This window comes from Nonomuraea sp. NPDC005730 (assembly GCF_040630865.1).
GTDB lineage: Bacteria > Actinomycetota > Actinomycetes > Streptosporangiales > Streptosporangiaceae > Nonomuraea.
Genome location: NZ_JBEXYK010000014.1, coordinates 129880 through 144322 on the forward strand (window position 1 = coordinate 129880; position 14443 = coordinate 144322).

At 73.1% G+C, this 14443-nt stretch carries 12 protein-coding genes; 6 read left to right on the plus strand and 6 right to left on the minus strand.

The features are described from left to right. Positions 1-122 precede the first annotated feature (122 nt). From ABZ444_RS19500 to ABZ444_RS19510, 3 genes are all read left to right on the plus strand, one after another. A complete protein-coding gene (locus ABZ444_RS19500) occupies positions 123-452 on the plus strand; it encodes a hypothetical protein (protein WP_357998451.1) in 330 nt (109 codons plus the stop codon). A 55-nt stretch (positions 453-507) separates the two neighbouring features. Next, the gene (locus ABZ444_RS19505) at positions 508-1026 is read left to right on the plus strand and encodes a hypothetical protein (RefSeq protein ID WP_357998454.1); all 519 of its coding nucleotides are present in this window, start codon (positions 508-510) and stop codon (positions 1024-1026) included. A gap of 164 nt (positions 1027-1190) precedes the next feature. Next, entirely contained in the window at positions 1191-2516 is a 1326-nt protein-coding gene (locus ABZ444_RS19510; RefSeq protein ID WP_357998457.1) for an erythromycin esterase family protein, read from the plus strand. Positions 2517-2626: 110 nt separating this feature from the next. On the opposite strand, the gene ABZ444_RS19515 is transcribed toward ABZ444_RS19510, so the two are convergent. From ABZ444_RS19515 to ABZ444_RS19535, 5 genes are all read right to left on the minus strand, one after another. After that, positions 2627-2779 carry a hypothetical protein gene (locus ABZ444_RS19515; protein ID WP_357987662.1) on the minus strand — a complete coding sequence of 51 codons (153 nt, stop codon included), beginning with the start codon at positions 2777-2779 and terminating at the stop codon, positions 2627-2629. Between the two features lie 101 nt (positions 2780-2880). After that, positions 2881-4668 (minus strand): prolyl oligopeptidase family serine peptidase, encoded by a 1788-nt coding sequence (locus tag ABZ444_RS19520; protein ID WP_357998460.1) that lies wholly within the window; start codon positions 4666-4668, stop codon positions 2881-2883. Then, positions 4665-7436 carry a class IV lanthionine synthetase LanL gene (gene lanL / locus ABZ444_RS19525; RefSeq protein ID WP_357998463.1) on the minus strand — a complete coding sequence of 924 codons (2772 nt, stop codon included), beginning with the start codon at positions 7434-7436 and terminating at the stop codon, positions 4665-4667. The genes ABZ444_RS19520 and lanL overlap by 4 nt, the downstream gene beginning before the upstream one ends. Positions 7437-7759: 323 nt before the next feature. Next, positions 7760-7897, minus strand: a complete 138-nt coding sequence (locus tag ABZ444_RS19530; RefSeq protein ID WP_357998466.1) for a hypothetical protein — start codon at positions 7895-7897, stop codon at positions 7760-7762. A gap of 63 nt (positions 7898-7960) precedes the next feature. Continuing rightward, the gene (locus ABZ444_RS19535) at positions 7961-10291 is read right to left on the minus strand and encodes a hypothetical protein (protein ID WP_357998469.1); all 2331 of its coding nucleotides are present in this window, start codon (positions 10289-10291) and stop codon (positions 7961-7963) included. Positions 10292-10376: 85 nt separating this feature from the next. Here ABZ444_RS19535 and ABZ444_RS19540 point away from each other — a divergent pair, with 85 nt between their 5' ends. Genes ABZ444_RS19540 through ABZ444_RS19550 form a run of 3 tightly spaced genes read left to right on the plus strand, consistent with a single transcriptional unit; the run spans position 10377 to position 13818 of the window. Continuing rightward, a complete protein-coding gene (locus ABZ444_RS19540) occupies positions 10377-11600 on the plus strand; it encodes an ROK family transcriptional regulator (RefSeq protein ID WP_357998472.1) in 1224 nt (407 codons plus the stop codon). After that, positions 11597-12820, plus strand: coding sequence for a 6-phospho-beta-glucosidase (locus tag ABZ444_RS19545; protein WP_357998475.1), 1224 nt, complete (start codon positions 11597-11599; stop codon positions 12818-12820). Before ABZ444_RS19540 ends, ABZ444_RS19545 begins: the two co-directional genes overlap by 4 nt. Then, entirely contained in the window at positions 12817-13818 is a 1002-nt protein-coding gene (locus tag ABZ444_RS19550; protein ID WP_357998478.1) for a BadF/BadG/BcrA/BcrD ATPase family protein, read from the plus strand. Before ABZ444_RS19545 ends, ABZ444_RS19550 begins: the two co-directional genes overlap by 4 nt. Here the strand turns inward: ABZ444_RS19550 and ABZ444_RS19555 are convergent. Next, on the minus strand, positions 13778-14395 hold the full coding sequence (locus ABZ444_RS19555; RefSeq protein ID WP_357998481.1) for a GNAT family N-acetyltransferase: 618 nt from the start codon (positions 14393-14395) through the stop codon (positions 13778-13780). The genes ABZ444_RS19550 and ABZ444_RS19555 overlap by 41 nt on opposite strands. Positions 14396-14443 lie beyond the last annotated feature (48 nt).

A 14443-nucleotide genomic window follows, 5' to 3' on the forward strand; every position in this document is an offset into this window, starting at 1 on the left:
GCCTCCGCCGAAGGCGGCTCGCCATTGTCTGATGCGGCGGATGGGGGTTCCGGACAATCGGCCGGTCGCCAAGGCTGGGACGCGTCATCCCCGACTCGTCACAGCCCATAAGGAGACGAAGCGTGATACGCAACCTCGCCACGGCCGCCGCGGCCCTGGCCCTGACCACTACCGGTTTCCTGACCATGTCAACCGGGATCGCGCACGCGGCCCCCGTCAACTGCTGGGCGGACGAGCACTACGGCTCCAGCGGCGAATACGCCCACGCCGGGTGCGGTTCGGGCACCGGCCACGTGCGGGCCGTCGCCTACTGCACGGACAACCCGAGCACCGGCTACGGCGCCTACTACTACGGCAACTGGGCCCGGGTCCCCACCGAGACCTCGAAGGCCCCCTGCCCCAGCAACCGGAGGTACCTCGTGGATGCGGGCTACGAGCCGGCCAACTGGTGAGCCACTTCCGAGAGGGTCGTGCAACAGTAGGGCCTCCGTCCCGATCCTTGGGTTTGTGGAAGATTTCGACGAGTTCGTCCGAGCACGGGGGGACGCGCTCCTTCGGTACGGCTATGTGCTGACCGGCAACTCCGAGGACGCGGCCGATCTCGTGCAGTGCGACGCGCAGTGGTGCGTCGGGATGCTGGACGGGCACGCGATCGTGCAGCGGATCGACGGGGCCGAACGCAGGGCCCTGCCCGAAGGGCTGAGGCCACAGCCCGGACGGACGCTGCTGGGCGGCTCGTACGCGCTGTTCGAGGTGTACGACCCGGACCGCGACAGGAGCGGCGTGCCGATCGCCCTGCTGTACGACCTCACGACGGGCGCGACGGCCGGGATCGGGGCACGATCCGTGGGTGTGACGTCCGGGAACGTGGGTTCGGGTGCGTCCTCCTCCGCACCGTCCACCACCGTCTTCTGGGACGCCGACGAGAAGTCCTACGAGCGGTGCGCGAACAGGGGGTGCCAGGTCAAGACCCGCGGCGGCGGCAAGGAGTACACCGTGCTGAACCTGACGGCCGTCCCCCGGTGAGCACGGTCAGCGGGAGCGTGAGGGCGGCCTCGGTAGGGCTGGCCCTACCTGTTCCGGGCAGCGCGTACGCCTGCGAATAAGCAGGTCAGCGGCATCGTCCGGGGGTACGGGCGCGTCATACGGTTCTTGGCGTCAAGCAGGAACGACACCAAGGAGCAAGTGACATGACCGTTGGCCGGAAGCTTGCCGCCCTCGCGGCGGGCCTGACCCTCGTACCGGTCCTGGCCCAGGCGGCCTTCGCGGCCGAGCCCGCCGCGCCCGCCGAGCCCGTGCGGGCCCTGGAGGCGGCGGCGCACGAACTGCGTTCGACCGAGCCGGGCGCGGAGTCCGGCGACCTGCGGGCCTTCGGCCGGATGGTCGGCGACGCCCAGGTCGTCGGCATGGGCGAGGCGACCCACGGTTCGCATGAGTTCTTCACGGTGAAGGAGCGGGTCTTCCGTTATCTCGTGGAGAAGAAGGGTTTCACCACGTTCGCGCTGGAGGCCAGCTGGTCGGGTGGGGTGCGGCTCGACGAGTACCTGCGCACGGGCAAGGGCGACCTGCGGGCCATCGCCAAGGAGGTGCTGCGGGCTTCGCCGTGGGAGCGCGAGGAACTCGTCGGGATGCTGGAGTGGATGCGCGAGCACAACCGCCGCGACCCCGGCCGGCCGCTGCACGTCATGGGCGACGACTTCGGCGCGCCGAAGATCGGCGAGGAGGTCTTCGCCCGCGTCGCGCAGTACGTGCGGGGCGCCCACCCCGACTCCACCGCTCACCTGGCCGCACTGTACGAGGGGTTGCGCCCGCTCGACGACTTCTTCGCCTACCTGAACCGGCCGCTGGACGAACGGCGGCAGCTCGCCGGCAAGGCCCAGCAGGCGCTCGACCTGCTCCTCACCCTGGGAGGGCCGAAGGCGTCCGCCGCGTACGACAGCGCCGTCCAGGATGCCCGGTTCATCGCCCAGACCGCCAAGTTCGCCGGCTACGACCTGGCCGACAAGTCATGGCTGAGCGTCGTCCAGCGCTACCGCGACCAGGTCATGGCCGACAACACCGTCTGGTGGCTGCGACACCACGGTGGCAAGATTCTCATGTCCGCGCAGAACACCCACGCCGGTTACGTCGCCGACGAGCCGGCGCTCTACCCGAAGACGCAGGGCTCCTACCTGCGCGACACCCTGGGCAAGAAGTACGTCGCCGTGGGCTTCACCTTCGACCGCGGATCCTTCCTGTCGAAGGACGCCGCGCTGGGCGGCGACTGGAAGCAGTTCACCGCCGGCCCCGCCGAGCCCGGCAGCAACGAGCACACCCTCGACCGGGTCCGCTACGACGACTTCTACCTCGACATGCGCACCGCGCCCGCCGCCGCGCGCGACTGGCTGGCGGTGGCCCGCCCGACCCGCAACATCGGCACGCAGTACCCGTACCCGCTGCTCGACACCGCCCTGTCCCGCGCCTTCGACGTGCTGGTCCACCTGCACGAGGTGCGTTCGGCGAAGGTCCTCAAGTAGCGCGCGGGGGCTGCCGGTGTGCGGTGCGGCCCGGGGCAGGCGCCCCGGGCCGCACCTCATTCAGCTGTCCGTCCGGTCATCACCCGGAACGCCGTGGGCGTCCGGACGGCTCAGTACCAGCCACCGGTGGTGGTGATGGTCTGGGTGTTCATGGTGGACCCGCCGCAGTTGACGCTCACGTCGAAGCAGGTCATGTCGCAGTACATGAGGCCGGCCTCGTCGGCGGTCGGCAGCATGTCCAGGGCGGAGACGTTCAGCTCCATGGCAATTCCCTTCCCTATGGTGGTGAGCGGGCGGCCGCCTCGCGCGGCGCCCCTTTTCACGGCCGGTCCCGGAGCGGATCCGTACCGGCCGAGCCGGTGAGCTACGCGCCTGGTCCGGCGCGCAGGAAGTCGACGACGCGGTCCAGGGCCACGGTGTCGCGGACGTCGTGCTGCAGGTCGTGGCCCCCGCCGGGGACCTCCAGATAGGCCGGTGCGGCGTCCTCGGGCCACCGGGCCGCGCGCAGGCGCGCGTACAGGCGGCGGGAGTGCTCGACGGGGATGATCGGGTCGTCCTCGCCGTGCACGATGAGCAGCGGCAGCCGCATGCGGCCGGCGAGTCGCAGCAGGTCGCGGGGGCCGAGTTCGTCGTCGATGTCGGTACGTCCGCCGAGCCGGTCCAGCAGGGCGCGTACCGGGGGTGGACCGTCCTCGTACAGCTCCCGTCCGGACAGGAAGGGCGCGACGACCGCGGCGCGGGACCAGAGGTCCGCCTGGGCCGCGGCGGCCAGCAGCGCGAGGTACGCGCCGTAGCTGGCCCCGTACAACATCGGCCGCGGTTCGCCGGGACCGCGGGCGCCGGCCAGAGCGTGGCCCAGGGCGAGGACGTCGGCGAGGTCGGGGCCGCCCCAGGCGTCGCGGATGGCGTCACGGTGGGCGGCTCCGTAGCCGGTGCTGCCGCGCTGGTTGGGCGCGACGACGGCGACGCCCGCCCCGGACAGGCGCTGGAAGAGCGGTTCGTGGGCGAACCGCCAGGCGGCCTCGGGGCCGCCGTGCAGCGCGACCACCACCCGGCGACTGGTCGCGGGATCGCCGTACACGATCGCCTCGATCGGCCCCGCCGCCCCCGGCCAGGACAGCACCCGGGCCGGGGACGGCCGGATCCCGCCGGCCACGATCGCCGCCGGCGGACGCGACACGGAGCAGCCGGCGAGGTCGACCAGGCCGGCAGGGCGGTCGGGCGCGCTGTGGACGAGGTGCAGGCCACCGGTGTTCCAGCGGGCGGCCGGATGGATCACCCCGGCGGGCAGGGCGGCCTCGGCGCCGGCGTCCTCGGCCAGGTCGTGCAGGACGAGGTGGGAGCGGGTGCGGCGGTTGACCGCGAGGGCCAGCCGCCGTCCCGAGGGGTGCAGCGCCAGCGGCGTCACCTCGCCGTCGAAGGCGTTCAGCCGCTCGGGGTGGCGGGTGGGCCCGTCGTCGTCGCGGTCGCGGACGCCCAGGCGGTACGCGCCCTCGCGGCGCACGGCCGTCAGCAGCACGCCCGCGCCGGGCGCCGCCAGCAGGACGTACTCGTCGCCCGCCGGGCCGGGCAGCGGGGTGAGGGCGCCGTTCGAGGTGTCCAGGACCACGGTGGCCGGCCCGGTTCCGGCCCTGGTCAGGGCGAGCCGGTGGCCGGCCTCGTCGAGCCAGATCCCGCCCCTGACCGGGTACGGCGCCGTGGCGATCCGCTCCGGGCGTTCCGCCCGCCCGGACAGGCGCCACACCGAGGTACGCCCGTCGGCGCCGGTGGCCAGCACCAGGGCGGCGGTCCCCGGAGCCGCGCCCGGCACGATCCTGACCACGCCGCCGCGGAAGACCGCCAGCTCATGTTCCTCGGCGTCCCCGTCCTCGCGTGGCGGCGCGGTGACCAGCGTCAGGCGGTGCGCGTCGGCCCCGGCGCGGCACAGCAGCACGTCGCCGCCGTCCGTGGGCGTCGGCACGCTCGTCGAGGTCTCACCGGCGCGGGTGCGGAGGGTGCGCGGGCGCGCGCCGGCGACGTCCCACACCTCCGGGACGAGGTGGCCGCGGCCCCGCCGGGCGAGGCAGGCGGCGTACCGGCCGTCCCCGGAGAACCGGAAGTTGATGCGGGTGACGTCGGGCAGGCGGCCCTCCTCCGCGGCGGTGTTGCTCATCGGGCGGGCCACCCGGGATCGCCGTCCGCCGCGTCCGCCGTCCAGGGGCGGGGCCCGCCGTGCCGGAGCCTGTCCAGGAAGCTCAGGACGCCCGCCAGCCCGGTGTTCCAGCCGACGCCCGTCGTCGTCCCTCCCTCGTCCGGCGTCACCAGCGACCCGCCGCGCACGACGGCACGGCTCCACAGGACCGCGGCCAGTTCCTCGGCCTGCGCCCGGTAGCCGGGCTCGTCCAGGAAGCCGGCCAGGTCGAGCAGGAACTGCCCGTCACCGGCCAAACCGTGGCAGGCCGAGGTGCCCGAGGCCAGGCGCCGGGCGTACACGGTGGCGGCGGCGCGCTCGGCGGCCTGCCGGAATCGCGGGTCGCCGGTGGTCACGTGCAGGCGGACGAGGAACGTCCCTATACCCGACGATCCGCTGCACCAGTGAGGAATCCTGCCGCCGCCGCCGGGAGAGTCCGGCCACCAGGCCGTCCCGTCTCGGTCTTCCGCCGCGGCCAGCAGCGTCTCCCCCGCCGCCACGGCGGTCTCCAGGCAGTCCGCGCGATCCAGTGCGGTGCCGGCGGCCAGCAGGAACGTCGCGATCCCCGCCACCCCATGGGCGAAGCCGTAGTGCACGAGGCCGGCCAGCGTGGAGTCGAAGTCGCCGGGGACGGGCCACAACACCTCACCGGCGGTGTGCCGGGCCGCCTTCAGCAGCTCGTCGGCGCACTCACCGGCGCGCTCACCGAAGCGGGCCTCGCCCGTCTCCCGCCAGAAGTGCAGCAGGGCCAGCCCCGTTCCCGCCAGGCCGTGGCACACGTCCGGGTTCGGCCAGGTCACCGGCAGGGTGAGCGCCATCTCGACGCCGGCGGCGCGCACGTCCTCGTCGCCGAGCTGACGTCCCGCCTCGAACAGGCCCCAGGCGATGCCTGCCCGGCCGAAGTACAGGCCGGGGGACGGCCGGTGTTCGCCCTCCAGACGGCGGATCGTCCAGGCCGCGGCCTCCCGCAGGACCGTGCCGGCGTCGGCCCGCGCCTCCGGGGTGAGCGCCCGGTCATCCGCCCGGAGGACGGACGCCAGCAGGTGGAGCACCCCCGCCGAGCCGTACTGGACGGCACACGGATCGGCCGTCGCCCCGAACCCGGAGGCGGGCCACAGGGCGCCCGTGGGGCCGGGAGCGGCGAGCGCCTCCGGTGACATCGCGTGCCGGAGATAGGCGAGGCCGTCCCGGAGGAGACGACCCTGCCCCGACACGTCCAGGCGGCGGACGTCGGCCGCCACGGACGGCACGTCGCGTCCGGACAGCTCGCCCAGGAACTCCTCCGCCCGGCGCAGGTCCCACCGCTCCTCGGGGTCCTCCGCCATCAGGCCGAGCAGCAGGGGCGCCATCGCGGTCGCCACGGGATCACCGCCGATGGCGACGCCGACCAGCGTGGCCAGCCGCGCGTCCCGTGACCGCCCGCCGAGGGGGTCGTCGTCCAGCAGCATCGGCGTGGACGCGGTGCACAGGTGGTACAGCGTCGCGCCCAGCGCGTACAGGTCGACGGCGCCACCGGGCGCGGGCGCGTGCACGGCCGCGGCACGCTGCTCGGGAGCCGCGTAGCCCGGCGTGAAGGTCCGCTGGACGGCCGAACCGGGGACGGCGGCCAGTTCCAGGTCGATCAGCCGGCATTCGTGCTCGGGCGTGATCATGACGTTGTTCGGCGTCAGATCGCGCAGCACGTACCCCTGGCCGTGCACGGTGGAGACCAGCGCCACCAGACTTCTGGACAGGCGCAGGACGATCTCCCGCCACGCCGCGTCGGAACCGGCGCGGCGGTGCTCGCCGGCCCAGGTGCTCAGCGCGGTCCCGGGCAGCAGTTCCTGCGCCAGGAACAGGTTGCCGTCCTGCTCGAAGAGAGCCACCTTGCGCGCCGTGACGCCCGGCGGGGCGAACAGGTCGAGCATGCGCGCCTCGTGACGGAGCAGGTCGCGCATGTCGCGCCCGTCGATCGACGCGCCGAGATGGGGGCGGGCCTGCTTGATGACCACCTCTCCCCCCTCGTGCCGGTCCTCGGCCAGGAAGACACCGCCCTTGGCGCTGTGCCGGATGGCCTTGCGCACCACGAACCGGCCGGCGAGCAGCACCTGATCCGGGCGGGCCGCCTCCGGCGACGCCTGTTCCGGCTCGAAGGGGCACACCGCCCACGCCGGCGGGGAGTACCACGCCGCACGCCGGTCGATCTCCTTGGTGCCGTCGGGCGCGGTCAGCCGGGAGACGTAGGTGCCGTCGTGGCCGAGTTCGCTCGGGGCGGCGAACACCCCGTAGCGGTAGTGCACGAGACTTCCCGTCCGGTACGCGCGGTCGGACAGGATCGGCGGCCCGCTCAGGGCGTAGGTGGCCGCGTGCAGCTCCGCGGCGATCGCCGCGGCGGCCCGGTCGTCCGGCGGGTACACGGTGACGAACTTGCCGACCGAGCCGCGCGGGGTCTCACGGGAGAGGAGCCCGGTCACCTCCTGAAGGCTGGAGGCGAACTTGAACGCGCACCGGTGGCGGCTCAGCACGCCGACGACCCGGGTCAGCACCAGGGGCGCCGACAGCGGGGTGGCCGACACGTGCAGCTTCCAGCCCTGCGCCCGCTGGACGGAGTCCGCCGGGGTCACGTAGGTCCACGGAGTGCCGGGGTGGATCTCCCAGCCGGCGATCGCCGCCTGCCCGGTCGCCGGCTGCCCGGTCGCCCGTGCCAGTGCCGCCCTGGCGACATCCTGGAGCAGGAAACGATCCCCCTCGGGGCGCTCACCGTTGTCCATGGGCTCACTTCCGTCCTCACATCTGTTCACTCGACCTGTGACGAAGGTATGGCGACGAGTTGTGGCCGGCTTGTGGCCGAGCTCGGCTTCCTGGACCGCCGGGGTCCTCCAGGGCGGCCGGTCGCCACAAGTGATTCCAAGGTTCTGCGGGCCGCCGCGGACAGCGGCCGGGAAGGCTCGGCTCAGGGCCGTGGTGAGGGTCGCCGGAACAGACGGAAGCCCGCGCGCCGGAATCGACGCGCGGGCTTCACCGCCAGGCGGGAGACGGGGACGGCGGAACCGTCACCGTCGTATGGAGGCGCCTTCTTCCGGCGCCGCGGCCGTCAGTACAGGTCGAACATCACCAGCCCCTCCACCACGGTCCTTCCGCAGCCGGTGAACCCGCAGCTCATCATGCAACCGGAGAGCTGGGCTTCCTCCTGGGCGGGCAGCATGTCCAAGGCGAAGATGTCGAGATCCATGCGGACGACTGTTCAGCATTGACCTTGTGGCTCACATGTGGCCACATGCGCCTCGCGGACGGCTCACTTCTCGGCGATGAACCCGTGGTACCGGCCCAGCCAGTACGGAAGCAGGTAGGAGGTGCCGTCGTTCTCGCCGTAGCCGTCGCCGCCCTGGTCCAGCTTGTACGGGTCGTGGTTCCAGTGGCTGATCACCCGCTCGTCGATCGGCAGCACGGTGCCGCTGCGGAGCATGCCGAGCTTCTTCGGGTCGGCGTCGGGCCGGATGTGCCGGCCGAGGTTGACGATGTCGAGGCGCTGGCTGTTGCTCTGCTTCCAGTCGATCATGTTGATCGGGAAGCGCTTCAGGGTGTCGATCGACTGCTGCAGCCAGGGCCCGTTCATCTCCAGGGGGAAGGGGCCGTAGGCGTCGGTCCAGACCTGGTCCTTCAGGGTGACGCCGGCGATGAAGTTGAAGAACGGGTTGAGCTCGTACTGCTCCTGCTGCCAGTAGTCGTAGAGGGAGCGGGCCCAGGTGGCCTTCAGGTCGGCGTCCTGCTCGTAGCGGAGCAGGTGGTAGTAGTTCATGAAGGCCATCTCGTCGTCGGACTGGTTGCCGCCGCCGACCCCTGGGGTGATCTTGGGTTGCTGGGTGTTCAGGTCGTAGCCGTGTTCGTCGATGAGCTTGGCCTTGGCCTGCGCGTATTTTTCTGGATTTTTCGCGACATGCTGGGCGATGGTGAGGAAGGTGATGATCGTCTGGCTGTTGAGGCCGCGCTCCTCCCTCCGCCACGGGTTGCCGTTGAGCTCCTTCGGGTTGAAGAAGCCCCAGCGGGTGGGCTTGCCGTCATGGTCGACCAGCGAGAAGTCGTGGTCGATCAGGTGGTCGGTGAGCCTGGTGACGACACCCGCCACCTCGTCCTTCTCCGCGCCGGTCGCGACCAGGTCGTAGTAGAGGGCGTAGAGGAAGTAGTGGCCGACCAGCTCGTCCGAGCTGGCGTCGGTCTTCCAGAACCACTTGCCGTCGGCGCTCTTGGGCCAGCGCGGGACCAGGATCTTCCAGTACGCGTCGCCCTTCTGCTTGTCGCGGTCGTGCTGCTCGTTGTCCTTGATGTTGGGGTCGGTGGCCGTGGTCTCCAGGATCGTGCGGGCGATGAAGCCCTTGGGCGCCGGGTTGGTGCCCGCCTGGGTGACGTCGCCGAGGAACTTCAGCGCCTCGAACGCCTTGCGCGCGCCGGCCTTGGCCGTGCCGTCCTTGGTGGCGGCGTACCTGAACGCCTCGGCCGCGCCGTACATGCCCGTCCAGAGGCCGTCGTTGTCGCTCGCGCCCTGGCCGTACTGGGTCAGGTCGCCCGGCCTGGCCAGCCCGATGCCCTCGACGAAGCCGTACGGGGTGCGCTTGTGCCGGGCGTCGATGGCCTGCTCGTAGACGGCCGCCTTGTCCTCCAGCGTGGTACGGCGGGCCTCGATGACCCCGGCGGCCGTGGCGGTGCCGAAGTAGGCGTTGGCGTTCTTGTCCACGGCGATCGCGGCGACCGTGTCGTCGGGCAGCCAGCGGCGGCCCTGCCGGTACTCCCAGGTGACGCCGTCGAAGTGCACGGCGCCCTTGGCCGTGCCGAGCCAGACGTCGCCGCCGGCGCCGGGGGCGATCGCGGTGAAGCCGAGCATGGGCAGCCCCTCGGCGGGGCCGTACTGCTTGAGCGTGGCGCCGTCCCTGAGCGTGAGGCCGGTGGGGCCGGCCAGCCAGAGGCGGCCCTTGGAGTCGTAGGCCAGGTGGGTGGTGCCGGGGGCGGGTGAGATCTGGGCCCACGACCGGCCGGTCTGCTCGAAGACGGCGGTGGCGGTGGCGACGGCCACGGCCCCGGATCCGGCGCGGGCGGCGGCGGTGGCCTGTCCGGGCAGCCGGTCGGGACGCCACGAGCCGCCGGGGCCCTTGCGGTAGAGGCGGTCGCCCTGGACGAGGATCACGTCGTCACCGCCGAGCAGCAGGGCAGTGGCCGGATCGACGCCCGGCGGCAGCCGATCGGCGCCGCCCTTGGCGGGGTCGGCCCGGTCGTCGCCCTCCCCCGCCGGCCGGCCGGCCTTCGCCGCGTTCCTGATCGTCAGCAGGCCGCCGGCGGTGAGGGCGACGAGGTCGTCGCCGCGCCAGACGACCTTGTGGGCGGCGGTGGCCGACAGGGAGGTCCAGGCGCCGGCGGCGTACCGGGCCAGGCCCTTGTCGTGGGCGGCTGCGACGACGCCACCGGGGCCGACGGCGAGTGCGGTGATCCTGCCTGGCAGAGCCGGCAGCGTGGCGCCGACCTGGAGGACGAAGGGGTCGACGACCGTGGCGGCCGACGCGGGTGCGGCGATGACGGCCGGTCCCGCGCTGAGCGCGACGGTCGCGGCGAGCAGGAGGTTCTGGAGTCGTGCCATGGGGTTCCTCCGGATGAGGGGGCTGCGAGATACAGTAAAGAGTCTTTATTGCATCCGGGCAAGAGTCTTTACTAGAATTCGGGCCATGTCCCAGCATGCGACGCTCACCACCCTGCGCGAGATCAACGCATCCGTGGTCCTGGAGGCCATTCGAGCCGACCCGCCGATCTCACGGGCCGAGGTGAGCCGCCGCACCGGCATGACCAAGCCGACGGTGGCCAACGCCCTCGACCTCCTCGCCTCCGCCGGTCTGGTCCGCCAGGCCGAACCGCCCGGCGAGATGCATTACGGCGCCGTCTACTTCGAGCCGGTCCACACGTTGGCCCACGTCCTGGCCCTGGACATCGGCACCCGCTTCGTCCGCGGCGCGCTGTGCGACCTGCGCGGCACGATGCTGGCCAGGCACGACGAACGCATCGACGACTCCGATCCGGCGACGATCCTGCGCGCCGCCGTGGCCGTCCGCGACACCCTGTCCCCCGGCGGCCCGGCGGCGCGGAGCGGGGGGATCGAGCTGGTCGCGGCCGGGGTGCCGGGCGTGGTGGACCCCGAGGAGGGGGTCATCCGGCAGAGCAACCGGCCCGCGCTGGAGGGCATGGCGATCCGATCGGGGCTGGAGGCCGCGCTCGGGGTGCCCGCCGAGGTCGAGACCGACGTCAACCTGGCGGTCATCGGCGAGCACGCCCTGGGCGCCGGGCAGGGGGTCGCCGACTTCGCGTTCCTGTCCATCGGCGCCGGCGTCGGGGCCGGGCTGATCCTGGGGAACCGGGCCCATCGAGGGCATCGCGGGGCCGCCGGCGAGGTCGACGACCCCGCGCCCGGCGAGGAGGAGCTGCCCGACAGCCCCTCGGGGGACGCGCTGATGAAATGGGCCCGCGCCTGGATCGCGGCAGGTCTGCGCGACGGGGACACCGCGCTGCGGCTCGACGCCACGCCGGAGGCCATCTTCGCCGCCGCGTCCCGCGGAGACGGGCTGGCCTCGGCCATCGTCGCCGAAGAGGCCCGGCGGATCGCGTTGCGGATCGCCACCATCTCCCGGGTCGCCGACGTCGAGCTGGTCGTGCTCGGCGGGGGCATCGGGCTGGCCTGCGCGAGCATCCTGCCGGAGATCAGCGCCGCGCTGGCGGGCATGCTGCGCCACCCGCCCGCCGTCGAGGTCTCGGCGCTCGGTAACGCGCCCGTGCTGACCGGCGGGCTGGCCCACGGCACACGCCTGCTCAGGGAGTCGGTCGCCACCCGCCGCATCTCGGCCGCGGCCAAGGTCTCCGGGGCGGCGAAGGCCGCCGGTTCCGGGGCGGAGGCCCGATGAAGGTCACCGTCGTCGGAGGCGGCTCCACCTACACCCCCGAGCTCGCCGGCGGCCTGGCCGCCCTGGAGCTGGACGAACTCGTCCTCATGGACCCCGACCAGGAACGCCTCGCCGTCGTCGGCGGCCTGGCCACCCGCATGCTGCGCGGCAGGGCGGGACGCGTCCGGCTCACCACCGTCCTGGACGACGCCGTCGAAGGCGCGGACGCCGTGCTGCTGCAGTTGCGCGTCGGCGGCCAGCGAGCGCGGCACGGCGACGAGACCTGGCCGCTGGAGTGCGGCTGCGTCGGCCAGGAGACCACCGGCGCGGGCGGCCTGGCCAAGGCCCTGCGGACCGTTCCCGAAGTGCTGCGCATCGCCGAACGGGTCCGCGCCCTCGCCCCCGGCGCCTGGCTGATCGACTTCACGAACCCCGTCGGGCTCGTCACCCGCGCGCTGCTCGACGCCGGTCATCGCGCCGTCGGCCTGTGCAACGTGGCCATCGGGTTCCAGCGGCTGTTCGCCCGGCTGCACGGCTGCGCGCCCTCGGAGCTCACGCTGGGACATGTCGGGCTCAATCACTTGTCGTGGGAGCGTTCGGCCTGGGTGGACGGGGTCGACGTGCTGCCGGGGCTGATCGAGCGGCACGTCGCCGAGCTGGCCGGGGAGTGCGAGCTGCCCGCCGAGCTGATCACCGCTCTGGGCGTCGTGCCGTCGTACTACCTGCGCTTCTACTACGCCCACGACCAGGTGGTGGCCGAGCAGCTCGGGCGTCCGACGCGGGCGCAGGAGGTGCTGGAGCTGGAGCGGCGGCTGCTGGCGATGTACCCGGCGCTGGACGACAAGCCGGAGCTCCTGGAGCAGCGGGGCGGCGCGTTCTACTCGACGGCCGCGGTCGACCTGCTCGCCTCGCTGCTCCATGATCGGGGGGATGTCCAGGTGGTCAACGTCCGCAACGAGGGCACCTTGCCCTTCCTGCCCGCTTCGGCGGTGATCGAGACGCCGGCGCGGATCACCGCCGCCGGGGCCGTGCCGCTGGCCGTGCCGGCGGTGGAGCCGTTGCAGGCCGGGCTGATCGCGCACGTCAGCGCGTACGAGGAGCTGGCGGTGCGGGCGGCGGCGTGCCCCGATCGGGCGCACGTGGAGGCGGCGCTGCTGGCCCATCCGCTGGTGGGGCAGTACGACCTGGCGCAGGGGCTCGCCGACCGGCTGCTCGCGGCCCACCAGGTCTGGGTCTCGTGACCGGGGCTGCGGTCCTGGCGATCGACGCGGGCAACAGCAAGACCGACGTGGCGCTGGTCGGCGCCGATGGCGAGTTGCTCGGCTGGGTGCGCGGCGGCGGGTTCCAGCCGCACGGGCCGCGGCTGCCCGCCGCGATCGACCTGCTCGCCGACCTCGTGGCGGCGGCCGTACGGCAGGCGGACCCGCACCAGGAGAGCGCCCGCGGCGGGTTCGCGGCCGAGCGGGTGTCGGCGTTCCTGGCGCACTGCGACCTGCCGGTCGAGCAGGAGATCCTGCAGCGGGCCGTCGAGGCGCGGCGGTGGGCGCCCGAGGTCACCGTGGACAACGACACCTTCGCGATCCTGCGGGCGGGGGCGGGCGTGCCGTACGGCGTGGCGGTGGTGTGCGGCGGCGGGATGAACTGCGTGGCGCGCGGCCCCGGCGGCCAGGTCGCGCGGTGGCCGGCGCTGGGACGGCGCTCGGGCGACTGGGGCGGCGGGGAATGGCTGGGCGAGGAGGTGCTGTGGTGGGCCGTGCGCGACGAGGACGGCCGCGGACCGCGCACCCTGCTCCGCGAGGCCGCGGCCGCCCGCTTCGGCATGCCGGACGTCACCTCGGTGTGCGTGGGGTTCCACCTCGGGCACCTGCCCGAGGAACGGCTGCACGAGCTGGTGCCGGTGCTGTTCGAGGTGGCGGCACGAGGGGACGCCGTCGCCGTCTCGCTGGTGGAGCGCCTGGGCGACGAGGTCGCCGCCTGGGCCGGCGCGGCGATCGAGCGGCTGGACTGGGGCGGGCTGAGCGTGCCCGTCGTGCTCGGGGGTGGGGTGCTGACCGGCCGGGACGTCCGGCTGCTGGCCCGGATCGGCAAGGGGCTGCCCGGGGTGGACGTCCGGGTGCTGGACGCGCCGCCGATCGTGGGGTCGGCCCTGCACGGGCTGGACCGCCTCGGCGCGACGTCCGAGGCGGTGGAGCGGCGGCTCAGAGCCGGATTCGCCACTCGGCGGCCGTCATGCCCATGAACACGACCGAGTCCTCCCGTTCGAGCTCGGTGAAGCCGAGCTTGGCGTAGAACGCCACGGCCCGGGTGTTCCGTGCGGAGACGCCCAGGTGGACGCCCCGGGAGCCGCGTTCGTCGAGGGCCTGGAGGAGCGTGGCGATGAGCCTGCTCCCCCAGCCCGCGCCCTGCATGCGGGGCAGCAGGTCGATGTGCAGGTGCGAGGGGTGGCCTGCGACGATCTCGGCGGGGGCCGGACGAGGGGCGGCCAGGTGGTCGGCCAGCCAGCGTTCGGGCTCGGTGATGTGCCGGTACCGCGCGCGCAGCGCCGGCCACCACAGGCGTTCGCAGTCGGCCTCGAAGGCCCGCGTGTCCAGGGCCCCGAGCACGTATCCCCCCGGCCCGCCCGGCCCGTGGCCGGGATCGTCGTCGAGCACCCAGGCCAGGGACGGCTGCAAGGCCAGGTAGGGGCCCACGTAGACGTCCGCCAGCAGGTGTGGTGTCGGATAGACGGCCGAGGCGTCCTGGCCGTCGAGGCCGGTACGCAGGCAGACTTCGTACAGGGCCGGTTCGTCGCCCGGTCGGTATTTCCTGATTCTCATGAGTCTAGTAAAGACTCTTGCCTAGATGAGATAAAGACTCTTTACTGT

What these genes read in the sequence shown, in the direction of transcription:
- ABZ444_RS19510 (WP_357998457.1), top strand. Translation starts at nt 1,191, where the DNA reads ATGACCGTTGGCCGGAAGCTTGCCGCCCTCGCGGCGGGCCTGACCCTC.
- ABZ444_RS19515 (WP_357987662.1), bottom strand. Translation starts at nt 2,779, where the DNA reads ATGGAGCTGAACGTCTCCGCCCTGGACATGCTGCCGACCGCCGACGAG.
- ABZ444_RS19520 (WP_357998460.1), bottom strand. Translation starts at nt 4,668, where the DNA reads ATGAGCAACACCGCCGCGGAGGAGGGCCGCCTGCCCGACGTCACCCGC.
- lanL (WP_357998463.1), bottom strand. Translation starts at nt 7,436, where the DNA reads ATGGACAACGGTGAGCGCCCCGAGGGGGATCGTTTCCTGCTCCAGGAT.
- ABZ444_RS19530 (WP_357998466.1), bottom strand. Translation starts at nt 7,897, where the DNA reads ATGGATCTCGACATCTTCGCCTTGGACATGCTGCCCGCCCAGGAGGAA.
- ABZ444_RS19535 (WP_357998469.1), bottom strand. Translation starts at nt 10,291, where the DNA reads ATGGCACGACTCCAGAACCTCCTGCTCGCCGCGACCGTCGCGCTCAGC.
- ABZ444_RS19540 (WP_357998472.1), top strand. Translation starts at nt 10,377, where the DNA reads ATGTCCCAGCATGCGACGCTCACCACCCTGCGCGAGATCAACGCATCC.
- ABZ444_RS19545 (WP_357998475.1), top strand. Translation starts at nt 11,597, where the DNA reads ATGAAGGTCACCGTCGTCGGAGGCGGCTCCACCTACACCCCCGAGCTC.
- ABZ444_RS19555 (WP_357998481.1), bottom strand. Translation starts at nt 14,395, where the DNA reads ATGAGAATCAGGAAATACCGACCGGGCGACGAACCGGCCCTGTACGAA.